General features: G+C 63.8%; 20 protein-coding genes. 13 read left to right on the forward strand and 7 right to left on the reverse strand.

The annotated features are described in order from the left end of the window. The first annotated feature begins 115 nt into the window (after positions 1-115). Positions 116-280, forward strand: a complete 165-nt coding sequence (locus tag O3301_RS26835) for a hypothetical protein (RefSeq protein ID WP_305057972.1) — start codon at positions 116-118, stop codon at positions 278-280. Here O3301_RS26835 and O3301_RS26840 read toward each other — a convergent pair. From O3301_RS26840 to O3301_RS26850, 3 genes are all read right to left on the reverse strand, one after another. Further along, positions 277-1,125, reverse strand: coding sequence for an HDOD domain-containing protein (locus O3301_RS26840; protein ID WP_046684532.1), 849 nt, complete (start codon positions 1,123-1,125; stop codon positions 277-279). The genes O3301_RS26835 and O3301_RS26840 overlap by 4 nt on opposite strands. A 202-nt stretch (positions 1,126-1,327) precedes the next feature. Continuing rightward, complete coding sequence (locus O3301_RS26845; protein WP_070220679.1) at positions 1,328-1,612, reverse strand: hypothetical protein; 285 nt, start codon at positions 1,610-1,612, stop codon at positions 1,328-1,330. A 45-nt stretch (positions 1,613-1,657) separates the two neighbouring features. After that, positions 1,658-2,092 (reverse strand): MarR family transcriptional regulator, encoded by a 435-nt coding sequence (locus O3301_RS26850; RefSeq protein WP_305057973.1) that lies wholly within the window; start codon positions 2,090-2,092, stop codon positions 1,658-1,660. A 132-nt stretch (positions 2,093-2,224) separates the two neighbouring features. On the opposite strand from O3301_RS26850, the gene O3301_RS26855 reads away from it, so the two are divergent. From O3301_RS26855 to O3301_RS26900, 10 genes are all read left to right on the forward strand, one after another. Then, complete coding sequence (locus O3301_RS26855; protein ID WP_289917809.1) at positions 2,225-3,169, forward strand: GlxA family transcriptional regulator; 945 nt, start codon at positions 2,225-2,227, stop codon at positions 3,167-3,169. A gap of 141 nt (positions 3,170-3,310) precedes the next feature. Next, positions 3,311-4,552, forward strand: coding sequence for an acetylornithine/succinylornithine family transaminase (astC, locus tag O3301_RS26860; RefSeq protein ID WP_289907249.1), 1,242 nt, complete (start codon positions 3,311-3,313; stop codon positions 4,550-4,552). A gap of 107 nt (positions 4,553-4,659) precedes the next feature. Continuing rightward, positions 4,660-5,691, forward strand: a complete 1,032-nt coding sequence (locus O3301_RS26865) for an arginine N-succinyltransferase (protein ID WP_289912683.1) — start codon at positions 4,660-4,662, stop codon at positions 5,689-5,691. Positions 5,692-5,704: 13 nt separating this feature from the next. Next, on the forward strand, positions 5,705-6,757 hold the full coding sequence (astA, locus tag O3301_RS26870) for an arginine N-succinyltransferase (RefSeq protein ID WP_305057974.1): 1,053 nt from the start codon (positions 5,705-5,707) through the stop codon (positions 6,755-6,757). Further along, the gene (astD, locus tag O3301_RS26875; protein ID WP_305057975.1) at positions 6,750-8,240 is read left to right on the forward strand and encodes a succinylglutamate-semialdehyde dehydrogenase; all 1,491 of its coding nucleotides are present in this window, start codon (positions 6,750-6,752) and stop codon (positions 8,238-8,240) included. Before astA ends, astD begins: the two co-directional genes overlap by 8 nt. A 9-nt stretch (positions 8,241-8,249) precedes the next feature. Beyond that, positions 8,250-9,590, forward strand: a complete 1,341-nt coding sequence (gene astB, locus O3301_RS26880; RefSeq protein WP_305057976.1) for an N-succinylarginine dihydrolase — start codon at positions 8,250-8,252, stop codon at positions 9,588-9,590. 153 nt (positions 9,591-9,743) lie between these two features. After that, complete coding sequence (locus tag O3301_RS26885) at positions 9,744-14,471, forward strand: NAD-glutamate dehydrogenase domain-containing protein (RefSeq protein ID WP_305057977.1); 4,728 nt, start codon at positions 9,744-9,746, stop codon at positions 14,469-14,471. Then, positions 14,471-15,490: a succinylglutamate desuccinylase gene (locus tag O3301_RS26890; RefSeq protein WP_305057978.1), complete on the forward strand. Its 1,020-nt coding sequence runs from the start codon at positions 14,471-14,473 to the stop codon at positions 15,488-15,490. Before O3301_RS26885 ends, O3301_RS26890 begins: the two co-directional genes overlap by 1 nt. A 147-nt stretch (positions 15,491-15,637) precedes the next feature. Continuing rightward, complete coding sequence (locus O3301_RS26895) at positions 15,638-16,618, forward strand: DUF2167 domain-containing protein (protein ID WP_305057979.1); 981 nt, start codon at positions 15,638-15,640, stop codon at positions 16,616-16,618. Between the two features lie 109 nt (positions 16,619-16,727). Next, the gene (locus tag O3301_RS26900; protein WP_086138669.1) at positions 16,728-17,237 is read left to right on the forward strand and encodes a DUF1993 family protein; all 510 of its coding nucleotides are present in this window, start codon (positions 16,728-16,730) and stop codon (positions 17,235-17,237) included. A gap of 109 nt (positions 17,238-17,346) precedes the next feature. On the opposite strand, the gene O3301_RS26905 is transcribed toward O3301_RS26900, so the two are convergent. Further along, entirely contained in the window at positions 17,347-17,919 is a 573-nt protein-coding gene (locus O3301_RS26905; RefSeq protein ID WP_305057980.1) for a glycine zipper 2TM domain-containing protein, read from the reverse strand. Between the two features lie 164 nt (positions 17,920-18,083). On the opposite strand from O3301_RS26905, the gene O3301_RS26910 reads away from it, so the two are divergent. Continuing rightward, positions 18,084-19,196 carry an NADH:flavin oxidoreductase/NADH oxidase gene (locus O3301_RS26910; protein WP_289907263.1) on the forward strand — a complete coding sequence of 371 codons (1,113 nt, stop codon included), beginning with the start codon at positions 18,084-18,086 and terminating at the stop codon, positions 19,194-19,196. A 47-nt stretch (positions 19,197-19,243) separates the two neighbouring features. Here O3301_RS26910 and O3301_RS26915 read toward each other — a convergent pair whose 3' ends face one another. The 3 genes from O3301_RS26915 to O3301_RS26925 are packed head-to-tail and all read right to left on the reverse strand — an operon-like array spanning position 19,244 to position 21,710. Further along, positions 19,244-20,704 carry a DUF3443 family protein gene (locus O3301_RS26915; protein WP_305057981.1) on the reverse strand — a complete coding sequence of 487 codons (1,461 nt, stop codon included), beginning with the start codon at positions 20,702-20,704 and terminating at the stop codon, positions 19,244-19,246. Between the two features lie 33 nt (positions 20,705-20,737). Continuing rightward, a complete protein-coding gene (locus tag O3301_RS26920) occupies positions 20,738-21,304 on the reverse strand; it encodes a DUF2844 domain-containing protein (protein WP_305057982.1) in 567 nt (188 codons plus the stop codon). 19 nt (positions 21,305-21,323) lie between these two features. Then, a complete protein-coding gene (locus O3301_RS26925; RefSeq protein WP_305057983.1) occupies positions 21,324-21,710 on the reverse strand; it encodes a hypothetical protein in 387 nt (128 codons plus the stop codon). 97 nt (positions 21,711-21,807) lie between these two features. On the opposite strand from O3301_RS26925, the gene O3301_RS26930 reads away from it, so the two are divergent. Then, complete coding sequence (locus O3301_RS26930) at positions 21,808-23,391, forward strand: ATP-binding cassette domain-containing protein (RefSeq protein WP_305057984.1); 1,584 nt, start codon at positions 21,808-21,810, stop codon at positions 23,389-23,391. Positions 23,392-23,611 lie beyond the last annotated feature (220 nt).

Genomic DNA, 23,611 nt, shown 5'->3' on the forward strand with positions numbered 1-23,611 from the left:
GCTTTGGACTTTACCCGCTTTCGAGCGGGTTTTTTTTGTCCGGTGTTTGAGGGTGGCTTGATAATTTGATACTTGCTGCACATATGGGGCCTATCCCACTGCCAGCAGGTACGCCATGTTCATGCCACGCCATCCGAAACCCCTGTTGAGTACCAGGGCGGTTGCCACGCAAGTCGCCCAGCAAAAGCAGGGAACGCAGGCCATGGACAAGCATGTGCTGATCGTCGACACGGTCAAGCCGGCGGCACCGCCGCCAGCGGCCAGCAAGCCGGCAGGCTAGTGCACGAGCACCTTCAGCAGCGACTGCACTTCATCGTCCGATTCTTCCATGATGCTCGACAAGGTCGCATCGTCGCCGATCAGGCAATCGATGCTGCGCGCGGCGCGGGCGGCCCGCACGGCGATGGCGGCCGGGCTTTCGTTGAGGGGCGACGAGACAGGCGCCAGGTCATTCGCCAGCAGCAGGGTATCGCCCAGCGATTCGGGCGGGATGGCGCGCAAGCCTTCCCACAGCGCATCGATGGCGCCCATCACCGCTTCCGGCACCTTCAGTTTGGTCAGGACGCCATGACCGATGGCTTGTTCGCCATGTTCGACCCAGTCCTCTGGTTCGCCGTCGAGGATGCCGGGGAATTCGGCCGCGCGCGACAGCAGATAAAACCCGCCCACTTCATGCATGATGCCGGCAAACAGGGCCGTATCGGGGTCCACCTTGGTGACGCGGCGGGCCAGTACCTGCGACAGGGCCGCCACATGCGCCGTATGCTCCCACAACTGGTTGGCCTTCGCTTGCAGCACGGGATCGGTGATGGTGCTGCCCAGCTGGCGCACGATCAGCGATGCCACCACCGACTGCAGGGTACGCACGCCGAGCCGCTGCACGGCGTTGCGCACGCTGGTGATTTCATTGCCGGAGCGGTTGAACGCCACGGAATTGGCGATGGCCACCGTGCGCGCGGCCAGCAGCGGGTCAGCCTGCACCAGCTTGGCTGCGGCTTCGATATGGCAGTCGGGATCGGCCAGCGCCTCTTGCAGCTTGAGCGAAGCGTCCACATTGGCAGGAAAGGTCAGCTCGCCACGAGCGGCTTGTGCGGCGATGCTTTTAAAGGCGTCGAGTCTGTTCATTGAAAAAATTATACTCGCAATATTTCCGTGCGGAACTTTTTAACCATGATCTTTTCGCAAACAGCTTGGCAAAAGGCAAGCAACTGCCCCCGTAAACGAAAAAAGGCATGCCCCTGTATCGGTGGCATGCCTTTTTTTAACGACAGCGTTCGTCACAGCGCTGGACAGGACCATCGCGCAGCAGGTCCTGTCGAAAGCGCTGCTACAGAGCTTCGCTGAAGATGGCGTCGCAGCCTTCAACCAGCTCGTCGCTGTCTTCCAGTTCATCCGTCAGGCCCAGGTCGAACAATTCCTCGACGGCGTTCATGAAGCTGTTGTGCTTGGTGGCGCCGATCAGGCGGTAGATTTCGCCGTCTTCGTTGCGCACGCCGATGATCAGTTTTTCCTGGCGCACCAGTTCCGGCGTGCTGGCGTTGAGCAGCAGGTTGCCGATGATGTGTTTATCGAAATGAGCTGGCTTTTTGCCTTCGAGCAGTGTGGTTTTCAACTTGGTTTCCTTTGTCTTGTTTGAATGTCTGTGCTTGGTGTATGGTCAGCCGTGGCCGTTGGCGATGGCGTGCTTCAAGCCCGCCAGGGTGATTTCCAGGCGCATGAAATCGTCTTCGGTATAGCCGTCGAACAGGCGCTGGCCCTGTTTTGTCAGTTTGGGGAACACGTCATGGAACACGTGTTCGCCCTCGCAGCTCAGGCGCACGTAATAGGAACGCTTGTCGCGTGGACAACGTTCGCGGATTACCAGCCCCTTTTGTTCCAGCCGGTCCACCACGCCCGTCAAGGTACCCTTGGTGATCAGGGTTTTCTGGCCCAGTTCCTTGTAGGACATGCCACAGGTGTTGCCGAGCGTGGCGATGATGTCGAATTGCGCATGCGTCAAGCCGTACTGGCGCACGAAGTCGCCAGAAAACCGCTCGAAGCCTTGCATGCATTCGGCCAGCAGCCGGATACTTTTTAAATATCGTTCACCCATGGGGGGGATTATATCCTTCCGCCCCGCTTTTTTCCGCCGCGCCAGGATGTGCCCTTGCATGAGGGGCTCGATGGGGCGGAAGTCCGGTATCATGTGGGCAACTCAGCCCTTGCCCCCTGGCCCGCCTCGCCGATGTCCTTCGCTAATCTTTCCCGTATCGGCCTCGACAAACCGCTGCGTTTGCTGCTGGTGCATGCCGGCGATGCCGAATCGATTACCTGGGCAGGCCTGGTGCAGCCGCTGCGCCTGTGCGCGCGGGCGCTGGGACCGGAGGCACTGCAGCTGGACGTGCGCACGCCGGAACAGGTGGCCGCGCAGGGCGGCAACTGGCATATCGCACTGCTGGTGGCCGATGAAACGGAGGCGCCGCTGCGCGCCGAGCTGTGCCGGGCCGTGATCGAACGCTGCCGCTCGGCGCCATTCTGGGGCGGCGTGGGTGCTGCCGTGCTGTGGCTGGCCGACGCGGGCGTCATGGATGGCGTGCGCATCGCCTTGCCGTGGGCCTTGTACGCCGATGCGGAAGCGAAGGCCGAACGGGCCATCTTGACGCCGCATTTGTTCGATATCGACGGTCCGCACGTCACCTGCTGCGGCGGCGCGGCCAGCATCGATTTTTCGCTGACCCTGATCGAGACCATCTTTGGCGCCGACGTGCAGGCGCTCGTCAAGGAGGCGTTGTGCGTGGACAAGGTGCGCGGCAAGGAAGAGCGCCAGCGCGTGGCCCTGCAGGCGCGTTTCGGCGTGCTGCAGCCGAAATTGTCCGAAGCGGTGACCTTGATGGAAGCCAATATCGAAGAACCGCTGTCGACCGACGACATCGCCAGCCTGGTGGGCCTGTCGCGGCGCCAGCTCGAGCGGCTGTTCAAGCAATACCTGGGCAGCCTGCCGTCGCGCTACTACCTGGAGCTGCGCCTGCAGCGCTCGCGGCAACTATTGCTCGATACACATTATTCCATCGTGCAAGTGGGCCTGATGTGCGGCTTTTCCTCCGGTTCCCACTTTTCCACGGCGTTTGGCACTTTATTTGGCAACACCCCCCGTGAAGAGCGGCAGCGCAAGCTGATGCCGCCGGCCTAGCCCCGTGTCAAGGCAGCTGTGATGAATTGTGAAAATCCTTGTCGCAGATTCAAAAGAGTTTTAGCATCCCGCTTTTTATAATGCAGTACACACGTAGCTGTCGTAGCTGCGGAGTACCTAACATATTGATGGGGAAATGCTATGAATGCCAAGCTTGATTCGACCGTAACGGCTCGTCCAGTCACCCGGGAAACCTTTGACCAGGTCCTCGTTCCTACCTACGCCCCTGCTGCCATGGTGCCCGTGCGCGGTTCCGGACTGGATCTGTGGGACCAGTCAGGCAAGCATTACCTCGATTTCACCTCCGGCATCGCCGTCAACAGCCTGGGTCATTGCCATCCGGCCCTGGTCGACGTGTTGACCAAGCAAATCAATAATTTGTGGCATTTGGGCAACGGCTACACCAATGAGCCCGTCCTGCGCCTGGCGCTGGCCTTGACGGAAGCGACCTTCGCCGACCGCGCCTTCTTCTGCAACTCGGGCGCGGAAGCCAACGAAGCGGCCCTGAAACTGGCGCGCAAGTATGCGCACACCAAGTTTGGCGCGCACAAGTCGCGCATCATCTCGTGCTTCAGCTCCTTCCACGGCCGCACCCTGTTTACGGTCTCCGTCGGCGGCCAGGCCAAGTACACGGAAGGCTTCGAGCCGCTGCCGCCGTCGATCGACCACATCGCCTACAACGACATCGAAGCGGCGCGCGCCGCCATCGGCGATGACGTGTGCGCCGTGATCGTCGAGCCGGTACAAGGCGAAGGCGGCGTGGTGCCAGGTAATCCGGAATTCCTCAAGGAGCTGCGCGCCCTGTGCGACAAGACGGGCGCCCTGCTGATTTTCGACGAAGTCCAGAGCGGCATGGGCCGCACTGGCGCGTTGTTCGCCTATATGGGCTACGGCGTCACGCCGGACATCCTGACGGCCGCCAAGGCGCTGGGCAACGGCTACCCGATCGGCGCCATGCTGACCACGAATGAACTGGCGCAAACCCTGGCCGTCGGCACCCACGGCACCACCTACGGCGGCAACCCGCTGGCCGCCACCGTGGCCCTGACCGTGCTGGAAACGATCAACACGCCGGCCTTCCTGGCGCGCGTGAAAGAAGCGAGCGTCAACACCATCGCCATGCTGCAAGGCTTGATCACGGATTACCCGCAAGTGTTCTCCGTCGTGCGCGGCAGCGGTTTGCTGCTGGGCCTGGTCGTCAGCGATGCCTTCAAAGGCCGCGCGAAAGACATCCAGAAAGCGGCCGAAGCGCAAGGCTTGATGGTGCTGATCGCCGGCATGGACGTGGTGCGCCTGGCGCCGGCCCTGATCGTCTCGGACGAACAGATCGCCGAAGCGGGCCGTCTGCTGCGCGTCGCCATCGACGGCATGCTGAAAGCCTGAGGCTAGCCTCGCGCCCTGTTTGATCACCGGCCCGCCGCTTTGCTGCGGGCCGGCTTGGTTCTACCCGGGTTTTCAGCCCATGTATCGTCAGCATTGAAGGAGTACCCATGTATGTTGTCCGTCCGGTAGAAATTGCGGATATTGCAGCCCTCGAAGCGCTGGCCGCGGTAACCATGCCGGGTGTCCATACCCTGCCGAAGACGCGCGAAAAAATCGCCGCCTCCGTCGAGCGCTCCATCGCCTCGTTTGCCGCCCATGTCGACATCCCCAGCGAAGAATCGTATCTCTTCGTGCTTGAATCCCTGCTCGACAAGAGCATCGCCGGTACGGCCGCCATCTTTGCCTCGGCCGGCTCGAACGGCACCTATTTTTCCTTTCGCAACGACGTCATCCAGCAAGTTTCGCGCGACCTGAATATCAGCCACAGCGTGCATGCGCTGACCCTGTGTTCGGAGCTGACGGCGTATTCGCAGCTGTCCGGTTTCTATGTGCGCAACATGGAGCAGGCGGGCCTGGAAGCGGCCTTGCTGTCGCGCGCGCGGCTGCTGTTTGCCGTGCTGGCGCCGCACCGTTTCGGCGACCGCTTCTTCGTGCCGCTGGCCGGCATCACGGATGCCGACGGCCAGTCGCCGTTCTGGGATGCGCTGGGCCGAAAATTCTTCCAGATGGATTTCCTCGATGCCGAAAAAGTCATCGGCGGTGCCCGCAACCGCACCCTGATCGTCGAACTGATGCCGCATTACCCCGTGTACGTGCCGCTGCTGCCCGGCGACGCGCAGGCGGCCATGGGCCAGATCCACCCGAGCGGCGAACTGGCTTTCAATCTGCTGACGGAAGAAGGCTTTGAAGCCGACGATTACATCGACATCTTCGATGGCGGACCGATCCTGCAGGCGCACAAGCATGCGCTACGCTCGTTTACGGGCTCGCTCACGCGCCGCGTCGTCGCAGGCGTCACGCCCAGCCGCACGGGCCTGAAAGTGCATTACGCGGTCGCTTCGGGCGCAGAGCGCAACTTCCGCGCCGTCACCTTTACCTGCGATGCGCTCGAAGCGCAGGACACCGTCGGCTTGCCGCCAGAGCTGCTGGAGGCGCTGGCCGTGGCCGAAGGCGACAGCGTCATTTGCGTGCGCATTTAACCGAGAGAACATTATGCTAGTAGTACGCGCCATCAACGCTTCTGACCTGGACGCCCTGTACGGCTTGGCCAGCCAGGTCGGCACCGGCATGACCACCCTCAAGCCGGACATGAAAATGCTGGGCGACCGCCTGGCCATCGCCTGCGCCTCGTTCGCCGAAACCATCCCGCCCGAAAAGCGCGACTACATGTTCGTCATGGAGGATACGGATACCGGCCGCCTGGCCGGGGTGTGCGCCATCAAGGGCGCCGTGGGCCTGGAAGAACCGTTCTATAACTACCGCATCGGCACCCTGGTCCATTCCAGCCGCGAACTCGACGTGTTTACGCGCATGGAAACCTTGTACCTGTCGAACGACCTGACAGGCAGCACGGAACTGTGCTCGCTGTTTTTGCATCCCGATTACCGCAGCGGCAATAACGGCAAGCTGCTGTCGAAAAGCCGCTTCCTCTTCATCGCCCAGTTCCCGCACCTGTTCACGGAAAAACTGATCGCGGAGATGCGCGGCTACCAGGCGCCGGACGGCAGCTCGCCATTCTACGAGGGCCTGGGGCGCCACTTCTTCAAGATGGATTTCCACCACGTCGACGACTTGACGAGCCTCGGCAAAAAATCCTTCATCGCCGAGTTGATGCCGCGCCAGCCCATGTACGTGGCCTACCTGCCCGACGAAGCGCAGGAAGTCATCGGCAAGGTGCATCTGAGCACGGCGCCCGCGCGCCGCCTGCTGGAGCAGGAAGGCTTGCACTTCGAGGGCTATGTTGACATTTTCGACGCCGGTCCCGTGCTGCAGGCGCGCGTGTCCGAACTGCGCGCCATGCGCGACAGCATGCCGGCCGTGCTTGACGCCGAGGCTGCGCCTGAAGTGTGCGGCGATGCCGTCCAGGCCGAGCCTTACCTGGTGTCGAATACCGACCTGAAAGATTTCCGCATGATCGTCACCAGCGCCAATCCGCACAGCGGCAAGATCGCGCTGGACGACGATGAACTGCATTTGCTGCGCTGCCATCACGGCGACACCGTGCGCACCTTGTCACTCAACCCGAGGAAGCATCCCCATGTCTAACGTATTTAATTCGTCTACCGCAGCATCGAACTTCATCAACGGCGCCTGGCTGCCAGGCACGGGCCGCGAACTGGTCACCATCGACCCGTCGAACGGCAAGCAGACCTGGGCCAGCCTGGAAGCGACGGAAAACGAAGTGGAGCAGGCTTGCCAGGCCGCCCGCGCCGCCTTTGAAGCATGGGCCGATACGCCCGTCGAAGAACGCATCGCCATCTGCGTGCGCTTCCGCGAGCTGCTGAAGGAGCACGCCGAAGCGCTGGCGCTGCTGATCTCGGAAGAAGTGGGCAAACCGCTGTGGGAATCGCGCACGGAAGTGGCCACCATGGCCAACAAGATCGATATCTCGGTGCAGTCGTACAACGCGCGCACGGGCATCACGCAAAGCAAGATCGCCGACGGCGACGCCGTGCTGCGCCACCGTCCGCATGGCGTGTTCGGCGTCTTCGGCCCGTACAATTTCCCCGGCCACCTGCCGAACGGGCACATCGTGCCGGCCCTGATCGCCGGTAACACCATCGTCTTCAAGCCCAGCGAATATGCGCCGCGCACGGCCATCAAAACCGTGCAGCTGTGGCAGCAGGCGGGCTTGCCGGATGGCGTCGTCAACCTCGTCAACGGCGGGCGCGACACGGGCGTCGCGTTGGGCGCCAATGCGCACCTTGACGGCGTGCTGTTTACGGGTTCCTGCCAGACGGGCATCAGCCTGCACCGCCAGTTCGGCGGCCAGCCGGGCAAGATGCTGGCGCTGGAAATGGGCGGCAACAATGCTCTCGTCGTGTGGGACGTGAAGGACGTGGACGCGGCCGTGCACCACGCGATTTTCTCCGCCTTTGTCTCCGCCGGCCAGCGCTGCACCTGTGCGCGCCGCCTGGTGGTGCAGGACAACGCCGCCGGTGCCGCGTTTGTCGAGCGCCTGGTGGAAGTGGCCGCGAAACTGGGCATCGGCGCTTCCGACGCGCAGCCGCAGCCATTCATGGGCCCAGTGGTGTCGAGTGCCGTGGCCGCGCGCCTGGTACAGGCGCAGGCGGATATGGTCGCCAAGGGCGGCACCACCTTGCTGCAGATGCGCCAGCTCAATCCGCAGGCGGGTTTTGTCACGGCAGGTATCGTCGACGTCACCGATGCCGCCGGTATCCCCGACGAAGAGTGGTTCGGTCCACTGCTGCAGGTGATCCGCGTGGCCGATTTCGATGCGGCCCTGAAGGTGGCCAACGCCACCGAATTTGGCCTGGCCGCGGCGCTCTTGTCCGACGATCCGGCCCTGTGGCAAACTTTTCAAACGCGCGCTCGCGCCGGCATCATCAACTGGAACCGTCCGACGACGGGAGCGGCCAGCACGGCGCCGTTCGGCGGCATCGGCAAGTCGGGCAACCACCGTCCGAGCGCGTATTACGCGGCCGATTACTGCGCCTACCCGGTCGCTTCGATCGAGAACAGCGCGCTGGAAATGCCGACCAAGCTGTCGCCCGGCCTGAATTTTTAAGGAAATCCCATGCACAGCACGCGCGAATACAACTTTGACGGCCTGGTCGGGCCATCGCATAACTATGCCGGACTATCGTTCGGCAACGTGGCCTCGTTCAGCAATGTGAAAAGCGCTTCGAATCCGAAGCAGGCCGCCTTGCAGGGCCTGGCCAAGATGCGCGCCCTGGCCGCGCGCGGCTTTGCGCAAGCCTTGCTGCCGCCGCAGGACCGGCCGAATTTCCGCCTGCTGCGCTCCATCGGTTTCACTGGGACGGACGCCGAAGTGCTGGCGCGCGCCTACAAGGAGTCGCCCGTCATCCTGGCCTGCGCGTATTCCGCCTCGCCCATGTGGACGGCGAATGCCGCCACGGTCAGTCCGTCGGCCGACACGCAGGATGGCCGCGTGCATTTCACGGCCGCCAACCTGAATAACAAGCTGCACCGCGCCTTCGAGCACGCGCAGTCGGCGCGCAGCCTGCGCGCCATTTTCAGCGACGACAGGCACTTCGCCGTGCACGAGGCGCTGCCCTCGACGCCGGCCTTTGGCGACGAGGGTGCGGCCAACCACACGCGCCTGGGCGCAAGCCACGGCGCGCCATCGGTTGAACTGTTCGTGTATGGTCGCGTGGAGTTCGACCCATCGGCGCCGTCGCCGAAGCGCTATCCGGCGCGCCAGACCCTGGAAGCGTCGCAAGCCGTGGTGCGCCTGCATGGCCTGGATGCGAAGCGCACCGTGTACGTGCAGCAGAATCCTGACGTGATCGACCAGGGCGTGTTCCATAACGACGTCATCGCCGTCGGCAATGGCAATGTGCTGTTCTATCACGAGCAGGCGTTTGCCGATGAAGAGGCAAGCCTGTCGCAGCTGCACCGCGCCGTCGCCGCCACGGGGGCCGATTTGCAGGCGCTGCGCGTGGACACGGGTCAGGTGCCGATCGCGGACGCCGTCAGCAGCTACCTGTTCAACAGCCAGTTGCTGACGAAAGAGGGCGGTAAGATGGCGCTGGTGATACCGCAGGAGTGCCAGGAAAACCGCGCCGTGTCGCGCTACCTGGATGGCCTGGTGGCCAGCGGTGGTCCCATCGATGAACTGATACATTTCGATCTGCGCCAGAGCATGCGCAACGGCGGTGGGCCTGCGTGCCTGCGTTTGCGCGTGGCCCTGACGGAAACCGAAGCGCGCGCCATGCACCAGGGCGTGATCATGACGGAAACGCTGTACCATCGGCTGGTGCAGTGGGTGGAAAAACACTACCGCGACCATCTGGAGCCGGGCGACCTGGCCGATCCGCAACTGGCGCTGGAAGTGCATGCGGCGCTTGAAGAATTGACGATCATCCTCAACTTACCAGGATTGTACGACTTGTAGGCGATAGACAATACACAGAAAAAATCCGAGACAGACTATCCGTAGCACAGACAGAATTGGACGGGCGACCCCCGTCTCTTGACACCGCTGCCGCCCAGCCACAAGCCCGAACGACAGCGTTGGACATTCACATTACCGTAATGGAGATGCAAGATGAATCACACGCCACAAGATTTGCGTACACAAACGCTGGAGTTGATTAACGCGGCTGGCAATGCAGGCAAGGCGGCAGCGCCTGTCGTGCAACTGGTGCAGGCATGGCTCGACTCGCTCGACGCCGAAGACCTGGCCGACATCGCGCCGGACAGCCTGGCGCCCGTGCTGGTCGACGGCTTCACGCAAGCGGCCAAGCGCACCGGCAACGGCTGCCAGATCGCCACCCTGCGTTATGCGGATGGCCGTGGCGGCATGGCGAGCGCCTTGCTGATCCTGAATGAAGACATGCCCTATCTGGTCGACTCCATCGTCATGGCCATGCGCCGCCAGCACCTGGCCGTGCGCGGCGTGATGAACACCGTGCTGCCCGTGCGCCGCGCCGCCGACGGCAGCGTGGAAGCGGTGCGCCAGCCGGGCGACCCGCTCGAATCGTATGTGCTGGTGCTGCTCGACGAAGAGCTGGCGCCGGCCGCCCTGGCCGCGCTGGTCGCCGCCCTGGAGACGGTCGCGCGTGACGCCGCCATCGTGCGCCGCGATAGCGCCGCCATGAGCGAGCGCCTGGCCGCCGTCGCCACGGCTGCATCGCAGCATGGCGAAGAAGGCGCGGAAGTGGCCGCCTTCCTGGAATGGGCACGCAGCGGCGGCTTTGAAGTGTTTGGCTACGCCTATTACCGCGTCAAGCCGGGCGTGCGCGAACTCGAACGCGACATCCCGAGCCGCGTCGGCGTGCTGCAGGATACGGCGCACCCGGTCTACGGCACCTGCCTGGCGAACATCCCGGGCGACTTCGACACCCTGGCCAAGCGCGACTCGGCGCTGTCCATCGTCAAGGCCGACGTGGCGGGCACCTTGCACCGCGACCAGCAGCTGGACTTCATCGGCGTGCGCGACATGGATGCGCAAGGCGCGATCCTGGGCGAGCATTGCTTCGTCGGCCTGTTCACCCGCGCCGGTAATTCTACCCCGCTGGCGGCGCTGCCGTTTGCGCGCGGCCGCGTGGCCAAGGTTTTGAGCCTGGCAGGCGTGCGCCAGCAAGGCTTCCGCGCCGAGAAATTCCGCGAAATCCTCGAATCCCTGCCGCGCACGGAAGCGCTGGAAGCGGACCTCGATTGGCTGGCGCAAGTGTGCGGCGCCGTCGTCTCGCTGTACAAGCAGCCGCGTACCAAGGTCTTCGCGCGCCGCGACGTGTATGCGCGCCACCTGAACGTGCTGGTCTACCTGCCGCGTGAGCGCTACAGCGCCAGCGTGGCATCGAGCCTGGCAAAAGCCCTGCAAGCCAGTTCCGGCGCCACGCATGTGAGCATGCAGACCCTGGTGGCCGACGGCCCCCTGGCGCGCGTCTACCTGATCGCCCACGCCGCGCGCTACCCGCTGGATCTGGAAACGGACATCGAACAGCCGCTGCTGAGCGTGCTCGATGGCTGGCATAACGGTTTTGCCGCCGTGGCCGACGCCGTGCCCGACGTGGCCCTGCGCACCAGCCTGCGTAAACTCTGCGCTACCTTGCCGCTCGATTACGTGGCCGCCACCGCGCCGGCCGTCGCCTTCCGCGACCTCGACACCATCCTGCGCAACACCGATCCGGCGCATGTGGCCGTGCGCATCGAGACGGGCGCCGTTACGACGATCCGTTTGTACTCGGCCAACAAGGTGCCGCCGCTGTCGACCATCCTGCCGGCTCTGCACAATGCGGGCGTGGCGATCGACCGCGAACAGGCGTATTCGGTTTCGCTGTCCGACGGCACGCGCTATTTCGTCACCAGCCTGACGGTCGATGCCGCCAGCGCGGCGAAACTGGCGCAGCCATCCGTCGTCGCCGTGGCGCAGGAATTGTTTGCCGCGCTGTTCAACGACACGGCCGAAGATGGCCGCCTGAATGGCCTGGTCATCGAAGGCGGCTTGTCGACGCGTGAAGTGCAGCTGGTGCGCGCCTACACCAGCTACTGGCGCCAGACGGGCAGCCGATTCTCGGTGCGCTACATTGCCGAAAGCCTGCGCAAGCAGCCGGCCCAGGTCAAAGCCCTGGTCGACGCTTTCCTGCAGCGCTTCGATCCGGCGCTGTCCGACGCGCAGCACGCGCTAGCCCTGGAGGCCATCGCTACCATCAAGGCCGGCCTGCCTTCCGTGAACCACGCCGATACCGAGGAAATCCTCGGCGCGCTGGCCGACCTGATGGCCGCCACGCTGCGCACCAGCTATTTCCAGAACAATCAAGCCGGCGACAAGATCATCTTCAAGTTCGATACCAGCAGCCTGGCGCTGGTGCCGGAACCGCGTCCTTACCGCGAGATTTTCGTCTTCTCGCGCCGCTTCGAAGGCGTGCACCTGCGCGGCGGCCCTGTCGCCCGTGGCGGCTTGCGCTGGTCCGACCGCATGGAAGACTACCGCACCGAAGTCTTGGGCCTGGTCAAGGCGCAGATGGTGAAGAATGCCGTCATCGTGCCGGCCGGCGCGAAGGGCGGTTTTGTCTGCAAGATGATGCCGAAGGACGCCGTGCGCGAAACCATCGCGGCCGAAGGCGAAGCCGTCTACCGCCTGTTCATTTCCAGCCTGCTGGAAGTGACGGACAACCGCTCGCTTGGCAATATCGTGCCGCCAGTCGACACCGTGTGCTTCGACGACGCCGACCCGTACCTGGTGGTGGCCGCCGACAAGGGCACGGCCACCTTCTCGGACATCGCCAACGGCATCGCCGTGCAGCGCGGTTTCTGGCTGGGCGACGCGTTCGCTTCGGGCGGTTCGAACGGCTACGACCACAAGAAACTGGGCATCACGGCCAAGGGCGCATTCGAAGCCGTGAAGCGCCACTTCTATGAAATGGACCACGACCTCAATACCACCCCGATCACCATGGTCGGCGTGGGCGACATGTCGGGCGACGTGTTCGGCAATGGCGTGCTGCTGTCGCGCCAGCTGAAACTGGTGGCCGCATTCGACCACCGTCACATCTTCCTCGACCCGACACCGGACGTCGCCGTCTCGTTCGACGAACGCGCGCGCCTGTTCGCCTTGCCGCGTTCCTCGTGGGATGACTACAACAAGGACTTGATCTCGGCTGGCGGCGGCGTGTATCCGCGCTCCGCCCGCACGATCGAACTGTCGCCGCAAATCCGCGCCGCGCTCGATATTCAAGAGACCTCGCTGCCGCCGGAAGAACTGATGCACCGCATCCTGAAGTCGCCCGTGGACCTGTTCTACAACGGCGGCATCGGCACCTACATCAAGGCCTCGACGGAAACGCACGCACAGGTGAAAGACCGCGCGAATGACCATATCCGCGTCAGCGGCAATGAGCTGCGCGTAAAAGTCGTGGCCGAAGGCGGCAACCTGGGTGCGACCCAGGCCGGCCGTATCGAGTTTGCACTGACGGGCGGTCGCATCTTTACCGATGCGATCGACAATTCGGCCGGCGTGGATTGCTCGGACCATGAAGTCAACGTGAAAATCTGGCTGGACGTGGAAGTCAATGCGGGCAAGCTGACGGAAGCCGACCGCAATCGCGAGCTGTATGCGATGACGGACGACGTCGAGCGCCTGGTCTTGCGCGACAACACGCAGCAGACGCATTTGCTGGTGCGCGAATTGCAGGCGCAAAGCGAAAGCGCCGTGCAGGATGGCTATGCCGCACTGATCGCCAGCCTGGAAGAAGAGGGCGCCCTGTCGCGCGAACTGGAGCAACTGCCGTCGGTGGCCGAACTGGCGCGCCGCAAGGCCGACGGCCGTGGCTTGACCACGCCGGAACTGGCCGTGGTGATCGCCAACGTGAAGAACCGCTTCAAGCGCATCCTCTCAAGCCTGCCGTTGACCGGTGAAACCTGGGCCGAGCCGGTCCTGAAGCCGTACTTCCCGTCCTTGCTGGTGGAAACGCGTTCGGCGCTCGACCACCCGCTGGCCAACGCCATCCTGGCGACCGTGCTGGCCAATGAAGTGATCAACCGCTGCGGTCCGCTGATGATCCGCAACCTGGCGGCGGAACACGGCGTGGACGAATCGACCGTGATCCTGGCCTGGGGGCAGGCTTGGGTGGCGCTGAACCTGGCGCCCGTGTTCGACGCGCTCGATGCGGACGCGCTGACGATCCCACGCGACGTGTCGATCAAGGTCGATGCGCAAACGCGCGTGCTGCAGCAGACGATGATCGCCGGCGTGCTGTCGGTGCCTGCCGAACAGTTGCGCGGCGCCGGCCTGGCCGAACTCACGCGCCTGTTTGGCGCGGAATCGAAGCGCGACCTGCTGAAAGCCGTCGGCATCAAGTCGGAAGCGGCACTGGTGCCGGGCTTGACGCCAGCCTTCGTGCAGGCGTGGGATGCGGTCGATGCGCTGGAAGTCGTCGCCGGCTTCCTGTTCCCGGCCCTGTCCGTGCCCCGTCCTGCGGCGATGGACCTGGCGGCCTTCCTGCAAGTGGGCCTGGCCCTGCGCAGCCAGGCGGGTATCGGCACGCTGGAGCGTGGCTTGAAGCTGGCCGCGCAAGGCAAGTCGCAGGAGCAGTTGCGCAACTACGCGCAGCAAGCGCTGCGCCGCACGCAACAGCGTCTGCTGACGCAGGTGCTGGCGCGCGCAGAGCAAGGCAATGCAGGCCAGGCTGTCGATGCCGTGACGGGCGCGCTGGGCCTGTCGGCCTATGTGGCGGCGACGGAACTGGAGCAAGCCATGCTGGACGTGTGGACCTTGTCGGAAGCCGTGAATAAAATCACGGCGAAACCCACAGCGGAAGCGGCGGTGTAATGACGCAGGTAGTAACCCAGGTAGTAGCGAGCGCTGGCGGCTTGCCGCCAGCCGTGCAGGCGCTGGCGCAGGCCGATTTCAGCGGCGTGGCGCAGCTGTTCGCCAACGCCGGTTTCACGGTGGCCTTGCCGGCGCCCGGCATGCTGCAAGTCGTCAAGCCGCAGGCCGATGCGGGGCGCGCCAGCGTGGCCGTCTCGGTGGGCGTGCATGGCGACGAAACGGGGCCGATCGAAGTGCTGGCGCATCTGCTCGACGCCCTGTCGCGCGATGCGTCGACACTGGCCGTCGACCTGCTCGTTTGCGTGGGCAATGTCGATGCGATCCGGGCCGGCAAGCGTTTCATCGACGCCGACCTGAATCGCATGTTCCGCCCCGTGCGGGGGAGTTTGGCGCAAGCGGCGGAAAGCGCGCGTGCCGATGAAATGATCGCTGCGACAGCAGCGTTCTTTGAAGCGGCGGGCCCCGTGCGCTGGCACCTGGACTTGCACACGGCCATCCGGCCTTCCGTGTACCCCACGTTTGCCATCGTGCCCGACCTGGTGGCCGACGACGCCAAGGCACAGCTGATCGATTGGCTGGGCCAGGCGGCCATCGGCGCCATCATCATGAACCCGCAGTCGGCCGGCACCTACAGTTATTACTCGGCCGAGCATTTCGGCGCGGCCGCCAGTACGGTGGAGCTGGGCCGCGTGGGTACCCTGGGGCAGAACGATTTGTCCCTGTTCGACGATGTGTCGCGGGCGCTCGATGGCTTGCTGCGCGGCTTGCCTGCGCAGCCCGTCAAGGCGCAACCGCACGTGTTCAAGGTGGCGCAGGAAATCATCAAGCACAGCGATGAATTCCGCATGGCGTTTGATCGCAGCACGCAGAATTTCACGTCCCTGCCGCAGCACGCCGTGATCGCCAGCGATGGCGACCATGTCTACACGGTGCAGCACGCGGAAGAGCTGGTGGTGTTCCCGAACCCGGACGTGCGCGTGGGCTTGCGCGCGGGCTTGATGGTGGTGCGTACTTCCTGATCTTTCAGTCATGCATAGCATCAGGCGCCAGCCGGGGAAACCCGCCTGGCGTTTTTTTTGCAAAAAAGATGCTGCACAGAAATAATTATCCATTAAGCAATCAATTGGTTTAAAATATTTTCCCTTTTGCAATTTATTGGACCGTTCATGTTGAAACGCCTGCTGACAGCCCTGCTGTGCCTGACCCTCTCCGGCCTGACGGCTGCCGCCCCCGCCGATGAGAAGGCTTCTGCGCCGGAAATGACGGCCGAGCAATTCCTCGCCCAGTTGCACTTGCAGCGCGGCAAGATCACCTTGCCTGGCGGCATCGCCACCCTGGATTTGCCCGCCAACTTCCGTTATTTGTCGCCGACGGACGCCGAGCGCGTGCTGGTCGATGCCTGGGGCAATCCACCGGGCATGGAGTCGCTGGGCATGATCGTGCCCGCCAAGACCAGCGTGCTCGAGCGCGACAGCTGGGGTGTCATCGTCACATATGAAAAGGAAGGGCATATCAAGGATGACGATGCGGACAGCATCAAGTACGACGAATTGCTCAAGGATATGCAGGCATCCGTGCTGGAAAACAATGCGGAGCGCAAGAAGCAGGGCTATCCCGGTATCCATTTGATGGGCTGGGCGGAAAAACCCAGCTATGCCAAGGATACGCACAAGCTGTACTGGGCCAAGGACTTGATGGTCGATGGCGGCGAACACTCGCTCAACTACAACGTGCGCGTGCTGGGCCGCGAAGGCGTGCTGAACCTGAACGCGATCGCCAGCATGCAGCAGATCGAGGCGATCAAGAAAGAGATGCAGCAAGTGACGGCGTTCACGGAATTTACCGAGGGTAACCGCTACACGGATTTCGACAGCAAGACGGACAAGGTGGCCGAATATGGCCTGGCGGCGCTGGTGGCGGGCGGCGTGGCCAGCAAGCTGGGCCTGTTTGGCAAACTGCTGGCGCTGTTGCTGGCCTTTAAGAAAGTGCTGATCCTGGCCGTGGTGGGCGGCGGTGCGGCCATCGTCAAGTTTTTCGGCGGCAAGCGCAAGGACAAGCCGGCGCCGCAGCCGCAGCCAGTACCGCAGCCGGAAGCGGCGGAACAGCCCGGCCATGCGCCGGATGGCAAGGTGAACCTGGACAAGTAAGGGCAACTGGGCCGCTCGGTGCGCTGGCGCACAGGAGTGGCATGGTGCGCGCTGCCGGAAGACGGCGCCTCGGGTACACTGGCTCATCGTTCATTCTCAGGAGTCCGCCATGTCCGTGTCCATGTATCAGGCAACCATTCCCGTCTTCATCCGCGGCTTGCGGGTCGTTTCGGCCTTGCTGGAAAAGGCGCAAGCCCATGTGGAGGAAGATGGCATCGTGCCCGAGATTTTATTGGGCGCGCAGCTGGCGCCCGACATGCTGGATCTGACGGCGCAGGTGCAGCGCGCCAGCGACACGTCGAAGATGTCGGTCGAACGCCTGAGCGGCGTGCCGGCGCCGAAGTTCGAGGATAACGAAGCGTCGTTCGAACAGTTACAAGAGCGCATCGCCAACACCATCGCCTACATCGACAGCGTGAATGCGGGCCAGATGGCGGGCAGCGCACAGAAGGAAGTCGTGCTGAACTGGACCGACGAGGGCAAGAAATTCTCGGGCGACAATTACCTGCTCAGCTTTGCCTTGCCGAATTTTTATTTCCACGTCTCCATGGTCCATGCCATCCTGAGAAACAATGGCGTGGCCGTGGGCAAGCTCGACTATCTTGGCCCTTACGATTGACAGGCCTGAAAAACCGTCGCGAGCGGCGATGATTTGTGGCCGAGAAGCGCAACTGTGCTGAAGCACAGTGAGCATCGCAGGCCGCAAAGCGCGACGCGCAGCAGGTTTTTTATCGCTGTGGCTGCTGCTGAACCTGATTCTGCACCGCGTTGCCCAGCATGCCGCCGCCGATCACGCCGGCCACCGTCGCCAGCGCCTTGCCGCGGCCGCCACCGACCTGATTGCCGATCAAGCCGCCGATGACGGCGCCCGTGCCGATGCCCACGTAGTTCGGTTGTGCCGGCGCCGGTGCAGGCACTGGCTGCGGCTGGCGTACGGGTTCGCGGTAAGCCGTGTCGCGGTAGCCATCATTGTTATCGTTGTAGGCAGGACGCGCCTGCGCCACTTGCGTGTGGTGCACGACGCGCTTGTGCACGACGGGCGCCGGAGCTGGTGCCGGGGCAGCTTGCGCGACGACAGGCGCGGCGAGCGGGGCCGCCACGGGCGCTGCCAGGGCAGCGGCGCTGGCCGGCGTCATGGCGGCCACGTCGGCAGGGATGGCTGGCGTGGCAGGCACGTTCGCCCGCGAATTGGGCAGGATGCCGGCGATGGACGCCGCGCCCACCAGGCACAGGACGGTCACGGAAATGGCGGCGCCGGCTATCAAGGGGTGGATGCGGCTGGCGGTAGTCGTCGTGTTCATGTGTTCTCCTGGGGGGGCAAGGTGTTGCGCTGTTGTTGATGTGTCCAGATTAACGGTCGCGCCGGTCCAAGGCTAGCCCTTGCGCTGTATCAAACGTAAGCAGGTGTAAGCCGCGCTTTCCAAAGCACAGTAGAATCGGTGCATTCCCTTTTCCGGAGTCCGCCATGAGCCAGTTATTCACGCCATATGCACTGGGGCCGCTGCTCGTGGCCAACCGTATCGCCATCGCGCCCATGTGTCAGTACTCGGCCGACAACGGCAACGCCACCGACTGGCACATGATCCACCTGGGCCACCTGGCCCTGTCCGGGGCGGGCTTGCTGATGACGGAAGCGACGGCCGTCTCGCCCGAGGGACGCATCTCGGCCGAAGACCTGGGCCTGTGGTCGGACGCGAACCAGGCGGCGCTGGCCAACGTGGTGCAGGCGATCCGCCGCCACGCGCCGATTCCGCTGGTGGTGCAACTGGGTCACGCAGGACGCAAGGCGTCGAGCCGCGCGCCCTGGCAGGGCGGCGCCTGCGTGCACCTGGCCGAGGGCGGCTGGCAAACGGTGGCGCCGTCCGCCATCGCCCACTCTCCCGGCGAAACCGTGCCGATCGCCCTCGATGAGATGGGTTTGTTGCAGATCAAGGGCGCGTTTGTCGCGGCCGCCCAGCGCGTGCATGCGCTCGGCATCGAAGGCATCGAACTGCATGCGGCGCACGGTTATCTGCTGCACCAGTTCCTCTCGCCCCTGTCCAATCACCGTACCGACGTGTACGGCGGCAGCCTGGAAAACCGCATGCGTTTTCCGCTGGAAGTGTATGAAGCCGTGCGCGCCGCCGTGCCCGACAGCGTGGCCGTGGGCGTGCGCCTTTCCGCCACCGACTGGGTCGAGGGCGGCTGGGAAATCGAACAAAGCGTGCGCTTCGCGCAGGAACTCAAGCAGCTGGGCGCCGACTTCATCCACGTCTCCAGCGGTGGCATTTCGCCACAGCAGCAAATTCCCGTGAGTCCCGGCTATCAGGTGGCGTTTGCCGAGCGCATCAAGCGCGACAGCGGCTTGCCCACCATCAGCGTGGGTTTGATCACGGAAGCGCAGCAGGCGGAAGACATCATTGCGCAAGGTCAATCCGACATGGTGGCGCTGGCGCGCGCCATCCTGTTCGACCCGCGCTGGCCCTGGCATGCGGCGGCCCAGCTGGGCGCACAGGTGCAGGCGCCACCGCAGTACTGGCGTTCGCAGCCGCGCGAGTACAAGCACCTGTTCGGCGACACGACGCTGGGCCAGCGCTAGGAGTCCCGGCCGGGAGCGTCTTCCGCTGGCGGCCGGCGGCTGGAGGGCTAAGGCGTATGCGTAAAGGCGGGTCCCGTGGCGCTCACCCCCACTGCAGAGCGGCCATCGATCAGCATGCCAACCGAGCGGCCAAAGAAGAAGCTCGCCCCCATGTTCAAGGTCAGGTAAGGCGCGCCCACGGCGCCGGCCAAGCCCTCGAACGCATGGGCGGTCGGATGCGCGGTGAACGCGGCCAATGCGTCCACGGTGAGGATGGAGACGCTCGAGACCGTGCCGGCGCGGCCAGTGTTCGAGGCCGTGAGCGACAGGGCGCCGCCGGGGCAGAAGAAGGAGGAGATTGCTCCACTGCAAGAGATGAAGTTGCCGCCAGCCGGGAAGAAGTTAATGCTCGAGCCGCTGTCGATGAAGCTGTTGCTCAAGGTACGGCCATTGAAGTCCGACGAAAAGTAGCCGAGATTGGTGGCGCCCAGTACCGAGCTGCCCGCTGGCAGGGCATTGTTCGAGCGGGTTCCCAGGCCGAAGATCAGCATGCCCTCGGCGCGCTCGGCAACGTGGTTCGACAAGGGGGGCAGGATGATGATGTTGCCATTGTTGTCGGCACCAAAGCCCGTGAGGGGATTGCCAACCTGGTCCGCCAGCGGCACTGGAATTTGGCGGCATGGAACCGAGGAGCACGCGTAGTAGACGGGCGCGGCAAAGACCGTGCACGCGGAGCCGCAGTCTTGCGCGAACAAGCCCACGCCAATGATGCCCTTGGCGCCCACGTCCGCAGCCGTTTTCAGCATGGTGCCCTGGGTTTGGCACGATGCAGGGATGCTGGCAAATTTGGCACCCGGATCGGCGATGATCTGGATGGCCATGTTGGTGGCCAGCTTGCCGCCTTGATTGGTGCCGCCCATGCGGATGTCGGCCTTGCGGACGCTGCCCCAGGTGGTGCCGGAAATGAAGGAAATGCACTGGCCCAACGGTTCACCGCCTGAAGTGGCACTGGCCAGACTGCCCAGCAGCTGGGAGGGCATGTCGGCGGCAAACACGCGCAGTCCGACCGAGCCGGTGTCAACCAGGACATGGTCGATGACGGCGCAGTTGTTGGTGTTGCCCGGAGCGCAAATTTTGACATCCACAAAGATCGCGTTCGGCGTGTTGCCGTTGCCGTTCGCGGGACCGGCATCGACATAGATAGGCGCGACATTGTCGTCGCCGATGACGGCGGCGACCGGATTCAACGGCGAGCCGCCGGGCTTGTTTTCCGGAGGCTTGATGATGATCGGCGGATCGACGGGGGTGACGGGCGGATTGGTGACGACCGGAGGCTCCACCACCACAGGCGGGTTGACGACGGGGGGCACCACCACGGGCGGGGTCACGGGCGGGTTAGTCTGCACGGAAGGAGGGGCTGACGAGCCGGACCCGCCGCCGCAGGCGCTCAGGGCGAGGGTGGCGAACAGGGCAAATGCCGCGGACATCAATGGCAGGCGGAAGCGGTGCGCGAAGGGGGGCGTTTTCATGGAATCCTTGAGGGGGTGAATTGGGGGAGGCGCTTAGCGCAGTGTCGCCAGGTCGAAGCCTGCCGGCAGCCGGGAACTCAGGTAGGAGTAGCCCGAATAGGCGCGCAGGTGTCCGCTTGAAACGATGGTCCAGTCGCCGGCGGTGGCATTGAGCAGGCGCGGCGAACGAATCCGCGACGAACGCTGGGCGACCTGGGCGCGATCGAGGGAGGGTTTGTAGGCGCCCAGCAGGGATGCCAGGTCAGGCATGGTTGGGGCGGCCCACGACACGGCGAATACGAAGCCGCCGGCATCCGCAAACTCCGTGGCGACACCTCCATCGGGCAGGACGATCCTGTGGCTGGAATACGGCAAACTCGTCGAGGCCGATGCGTCCAGGACGGCTGAAAAGGAGCGCGCATGCATGGCCCTGGCATCGGCGACGGGCCCTTGGGCCGGCGAGATGACGTCGCCCAGGCCTGCCTGGGCAGCAGGGGAGAAAATACCCAGCAGGCATGCCAGGATGGCGGGACGCATGGCAGGCAGCGCAGGCGACGAAGCGGCTGCCATCGCCAGCTGGTTTGTGCGCCGCGCCGGGCCACTACGTGGATAATTAAACATACCGACACCTCTTCATTTGCTAATCATAAATAAATCGCCCCTCTTTTCCGCTTGCATCCTTGCGCGGATTCGGGAAAGGCGTCTCTATTGGAAATTTCCTCAGGGAAACATGCTGATAAGAAAAGTCCTGCTGCGAAGCCATTGCATGACTCGCGCATAACATCGTCTTGCCATCGAATGCCGCTCCAGCATCGGGTTCCACCGCTGCGATGGGCAGACGATGAAATTCTTGCTTTGCGACAAGATGAAAAATACCGCAGCCGTGGAGAATAAGATTGAATCTGTGCGACAAATGCTGATCGATATGACAAAAATTCCGCGTGGCCCGCATCGGGCAATAGCTTTCATCTTCTGCTAAACTCCGGTTTCTTCCACTATTCATTCCGGACACTTCGACATGCGCCATTGATACTGCCGTGCTGTGCACGGCCTCGCCCCTCCCGCCACAGCGCCTTTGCGCCGCGCGGGTTCGCCAGCCCTGTCTGCACGTACAAGGAGTATCCATGCCCGCATTACTACAACTCGACCGTCTTTCCTTCGTGCTGCCCGATGGCCGCACCCTGTTCTCCGATTTGCAATTCGCGTTTGCCCCGCATCGTATCGGCCTCGTCGGCGATAACGGTGTGGGCAAGAGCGTGCTGGCGCGCCTGCTGGCATGCCAGGCGCAGCCGTCTTCTGGCGCCGTGCGCTGTGACGGCGCCGTGCATTACGTGGCGCAGGAACTCGATCCGCAGCGCTATCCCACCGTGGCGGCCCTCGCCGGCGTGGCCAGCTTGCTGGCGGCGCTGGCGCGCATCGCCGAAGGCAGCATCGACGAGGCCGACTACGCCCTGGTGGGAGACCGCTGGGATGCCCATGCGCGCTTGCGCCAGGCGCTCGACGCGCTTGATTTATCTCATGTCGACGCCGACACGCCGACGGCTGGCCTGAGCGGTGGCGAGCGCCAGCGCATCGCCCTGCAAGGCGCCTGGCTGTCGCAGGCGGACTGGCTGGTCCTCGATGAGCCGAGCAATCACCTTGATGTCCATCAACGTGCCCGCCTGGTGGCGCAAATGGCGCGCTGGCCGGGCGGCTTGCTGCTGATCAGCCATGACCGCGGCTTGCTGCAGCACGTCGATGAAATTGTCGAGTTGTCGCCGCAGGGCTTGCGCAGCTATGGCGGCAATTACGCCATGTTTGCGCAGCAGCGCGCGCTGGAGCAGGCTGGCTACGCCGCCGCCCTGCAGGCGGAAAAGGCCGGCGCCAGGCGCGAACAGCGCGAGGCGCAGCAGCAGGCCGAACGCCAGCAGAAACGGGTGACGCGCGGTGAGCGCGAGGGCCGCGAAGGCAATCAAAGCAAGCTGCTGCTGGACGCGAAAAAGGAGAAAAGCCAGGATAACCAGGGCAGGCTGCGCGTGCGCGCGCAAGAGGCGCAGCAGGCGCGCCAGCAAAGGGTGATGGACGCCAGCGCCCGCTGCGCGCCCGAGGCCGAACGGCTGCTGCTGGCGCCCGAGAGTGGCGTGCCGAACGGGAAACTGATCCTGGAGCTGCGCGAATTGGTCTTGCCGCATGGCCAGGCGCACGCCATCAACCTGGTGCTGAGCGGCCCGCGCCGCCTGGCCGTGACGGGAGACAATGGCAGCGGCAAGTCGACCCTGCTGCGCGTGATCGCGGGACAGCTGGCGCCCGCCAGCGGCGCGCTGCGCTGCCATGCGCAGGTGGCCCGGCTGGACCAGCATGCTGGGCTGCAAGACGGCGAGTGGAGCGCCGTGCAGCGCTTGCAGGAACGCAACAGCATTGTGCCGGAAGGCGAGTTGCGCACGCGGCTGGCGCTGCTGGGCATTGCCGGCGCGCGCGCCACCATGCCCAGCCGTTTGCTGAGCGGGGGCGAGCGCATGAAGGTGGCGCTGGCGGCCGAACTGTATGCGCAGACGCCGCCACAATTGCTGCTGTTAGATGAGCCCGACAATCATCTGGACCTGGCCAGCCTGCAGGCGCTCGAGCAGATGCTGCTGCAATATCAGGGGGCGTTACTTGTGGTTTCGCATGACCAGGCATTTCTGGAGGCGATAAACCTTGACCCGGAGGGCTTGACATTGCATAAGTGATAATTGAATGAAAAAATACACGCTCGATGCCTGGAGAGCATGCTTCATGAACCGATGCTGAATTTTGTTTGATTGTCGGTATAATCCACTGAATAACCGGGCCTATTTGTGAACTAAAACTGCTGGTTCACCAATATGATGACGTTTAATCTGGCACTGTTGTCGGTCACTGCCGCGCTGCCAGGGCGTCATCCTCCGTGCCCTGCCGTGCATGAATTTT

This window comes from Janthinobacterium sp. SUN211 (genome assembly GCF_030587315.1).
In the GTDB taxonomy this organism is placed as follows: Bacteria; Pseudomonadota; Gammaproteobacteria; order Burkholderiales; family Burkholderiaceae_D; genus Janthinobacterium; species Janthinobacterium kumbetense.

Bases quoted from the DNA above. Each gene is read 5' to 3' on its own strand.
- O3301_RS26895 (WP_305057979.1), top strand. From the start codon at position 15,638: ATGTTGAAACGCCTGCTGACAGCCCTGCTGTGCCTGACCCTCTCCGGC.
- O3301_RS26855 (WP_289917809.1), top strand. From the start codon at position 2,225: ATGTCCTTCGCTAATCTTTCCCGTATCGGCCTCGACAAACCGCTGCGT.
- O3301_RS26890 (WP_305057978.1), top strand. From the start codon at position 14,471: ATGACGCAGGTAGTAACCCAGGTAGTAGCGAGCGCTGGCGGCTTGCCG.
- O3301_RS26925 (WP_305057983.1), bottom strand. From the start codon at position 21,710: ATGGCGCATGTCGAAGTGTCCGGAATGAATAGTGGAAGAAACCGGAGT.
- astC (WP_289907249.1), top strand. From the start codon at position 3,311: ATGAATGCCAAGCTTGATTCGACCGTAACGGCTCGTCCAGTCACCCGG.
- O3301_RS26850 (WP_305057973.1), bottom strand. From the start codon at position 2,092: ATGGGTGAACGATATTTAAAAAGTATCCGGCTGCTGGCCGAATGCATG.
- O3301_RS26835 (WP_305057972.1), top strand. From the start codon at position 116: ATGTTCATGCCACGCCATCCGAAACCCCTGTTGAGTACCAGGGCGGTT.
- O3301_RS26905 (WP_305057980.1), bottom strand. From the start codon at position 17,919: ATGAACACGACGACTACCGCCAGCCGCATCCACCCCTTGATAGCCGGC.
- O3301_RS26885 (WP_305057977.1), top strand. From the start codon at position 9,744: ATGAATCACACGCCACAAGATTTGCGTACACAAACGCTGGAGTTGATT.
- astB (WP_305057976.1), top strand. From the start codon at position 8,250: ATGCACAGCACGCGCGAATACAACTTTGACGGCCTGGTCGGGCCATCG.
- O3301_RS26915 (WP_305057981.1), bottom strand. From the start codon at position 20,704: ATGAAAACGCCCCCCTTCGCGCACCGCTTCCGCCTGCCATTGATGTCC.
- astA (WP_305057974.1), top strand. From the start codon at position 5,705: ATGCTAGTAGTACGCGCCATCAACGCTTCTGACCTGGACGCCCTGTAC.
- O3301_RS26910 (WP_289907263.1), top strand. From the start codon at position 18,084: ATGAGCCAGTTATTCACGCCATATGCACTGGGGCCGCTGCTCGTGGCC.
- O3301_RS26865 (WP_289912683.1), top strand. From the start codon at position 4,660: ATGTATGTTGTCCGTCCGGTAGAAATTGCGGATATTGCAGCCCTCGAA.
- astD (WP_305057975.1), top strand. From the start codon at position 6,750: ATGTCTAACGTATTTAATTCGTCTACCGCAGCATCGAACTTCATCAAC.
- O3301_RS26900 (WP_086138669.1), top strand. From the start codon at position 16,728: ATGTCCGTGTCCATGTATCAGGCAACCATTCCCGTCTTCATCCGCGGC.
- O3301_RS26930 (WP_305057984.1), top strand. From the start codon at position 21,808: ATGCCCGCATTACTACAACTCGACCGTCTTTCCTTCGTGCTGCCCGAT.
- O3301_RS26840 (WP_046684532.1), bottom strand. From the start codon at position 1,125: ATGAACAGACTCGACGCCTTTAAAAGCATCGCCGCACAAGCCGCTCGT.
- O3301_RS26920 (WP_305057982.1), bottom strand. From the start codon at position 21,304: ATGTTTAATTATCCACGTAGTGGCCCGGCGCGGCGCACAAACCAGCTG.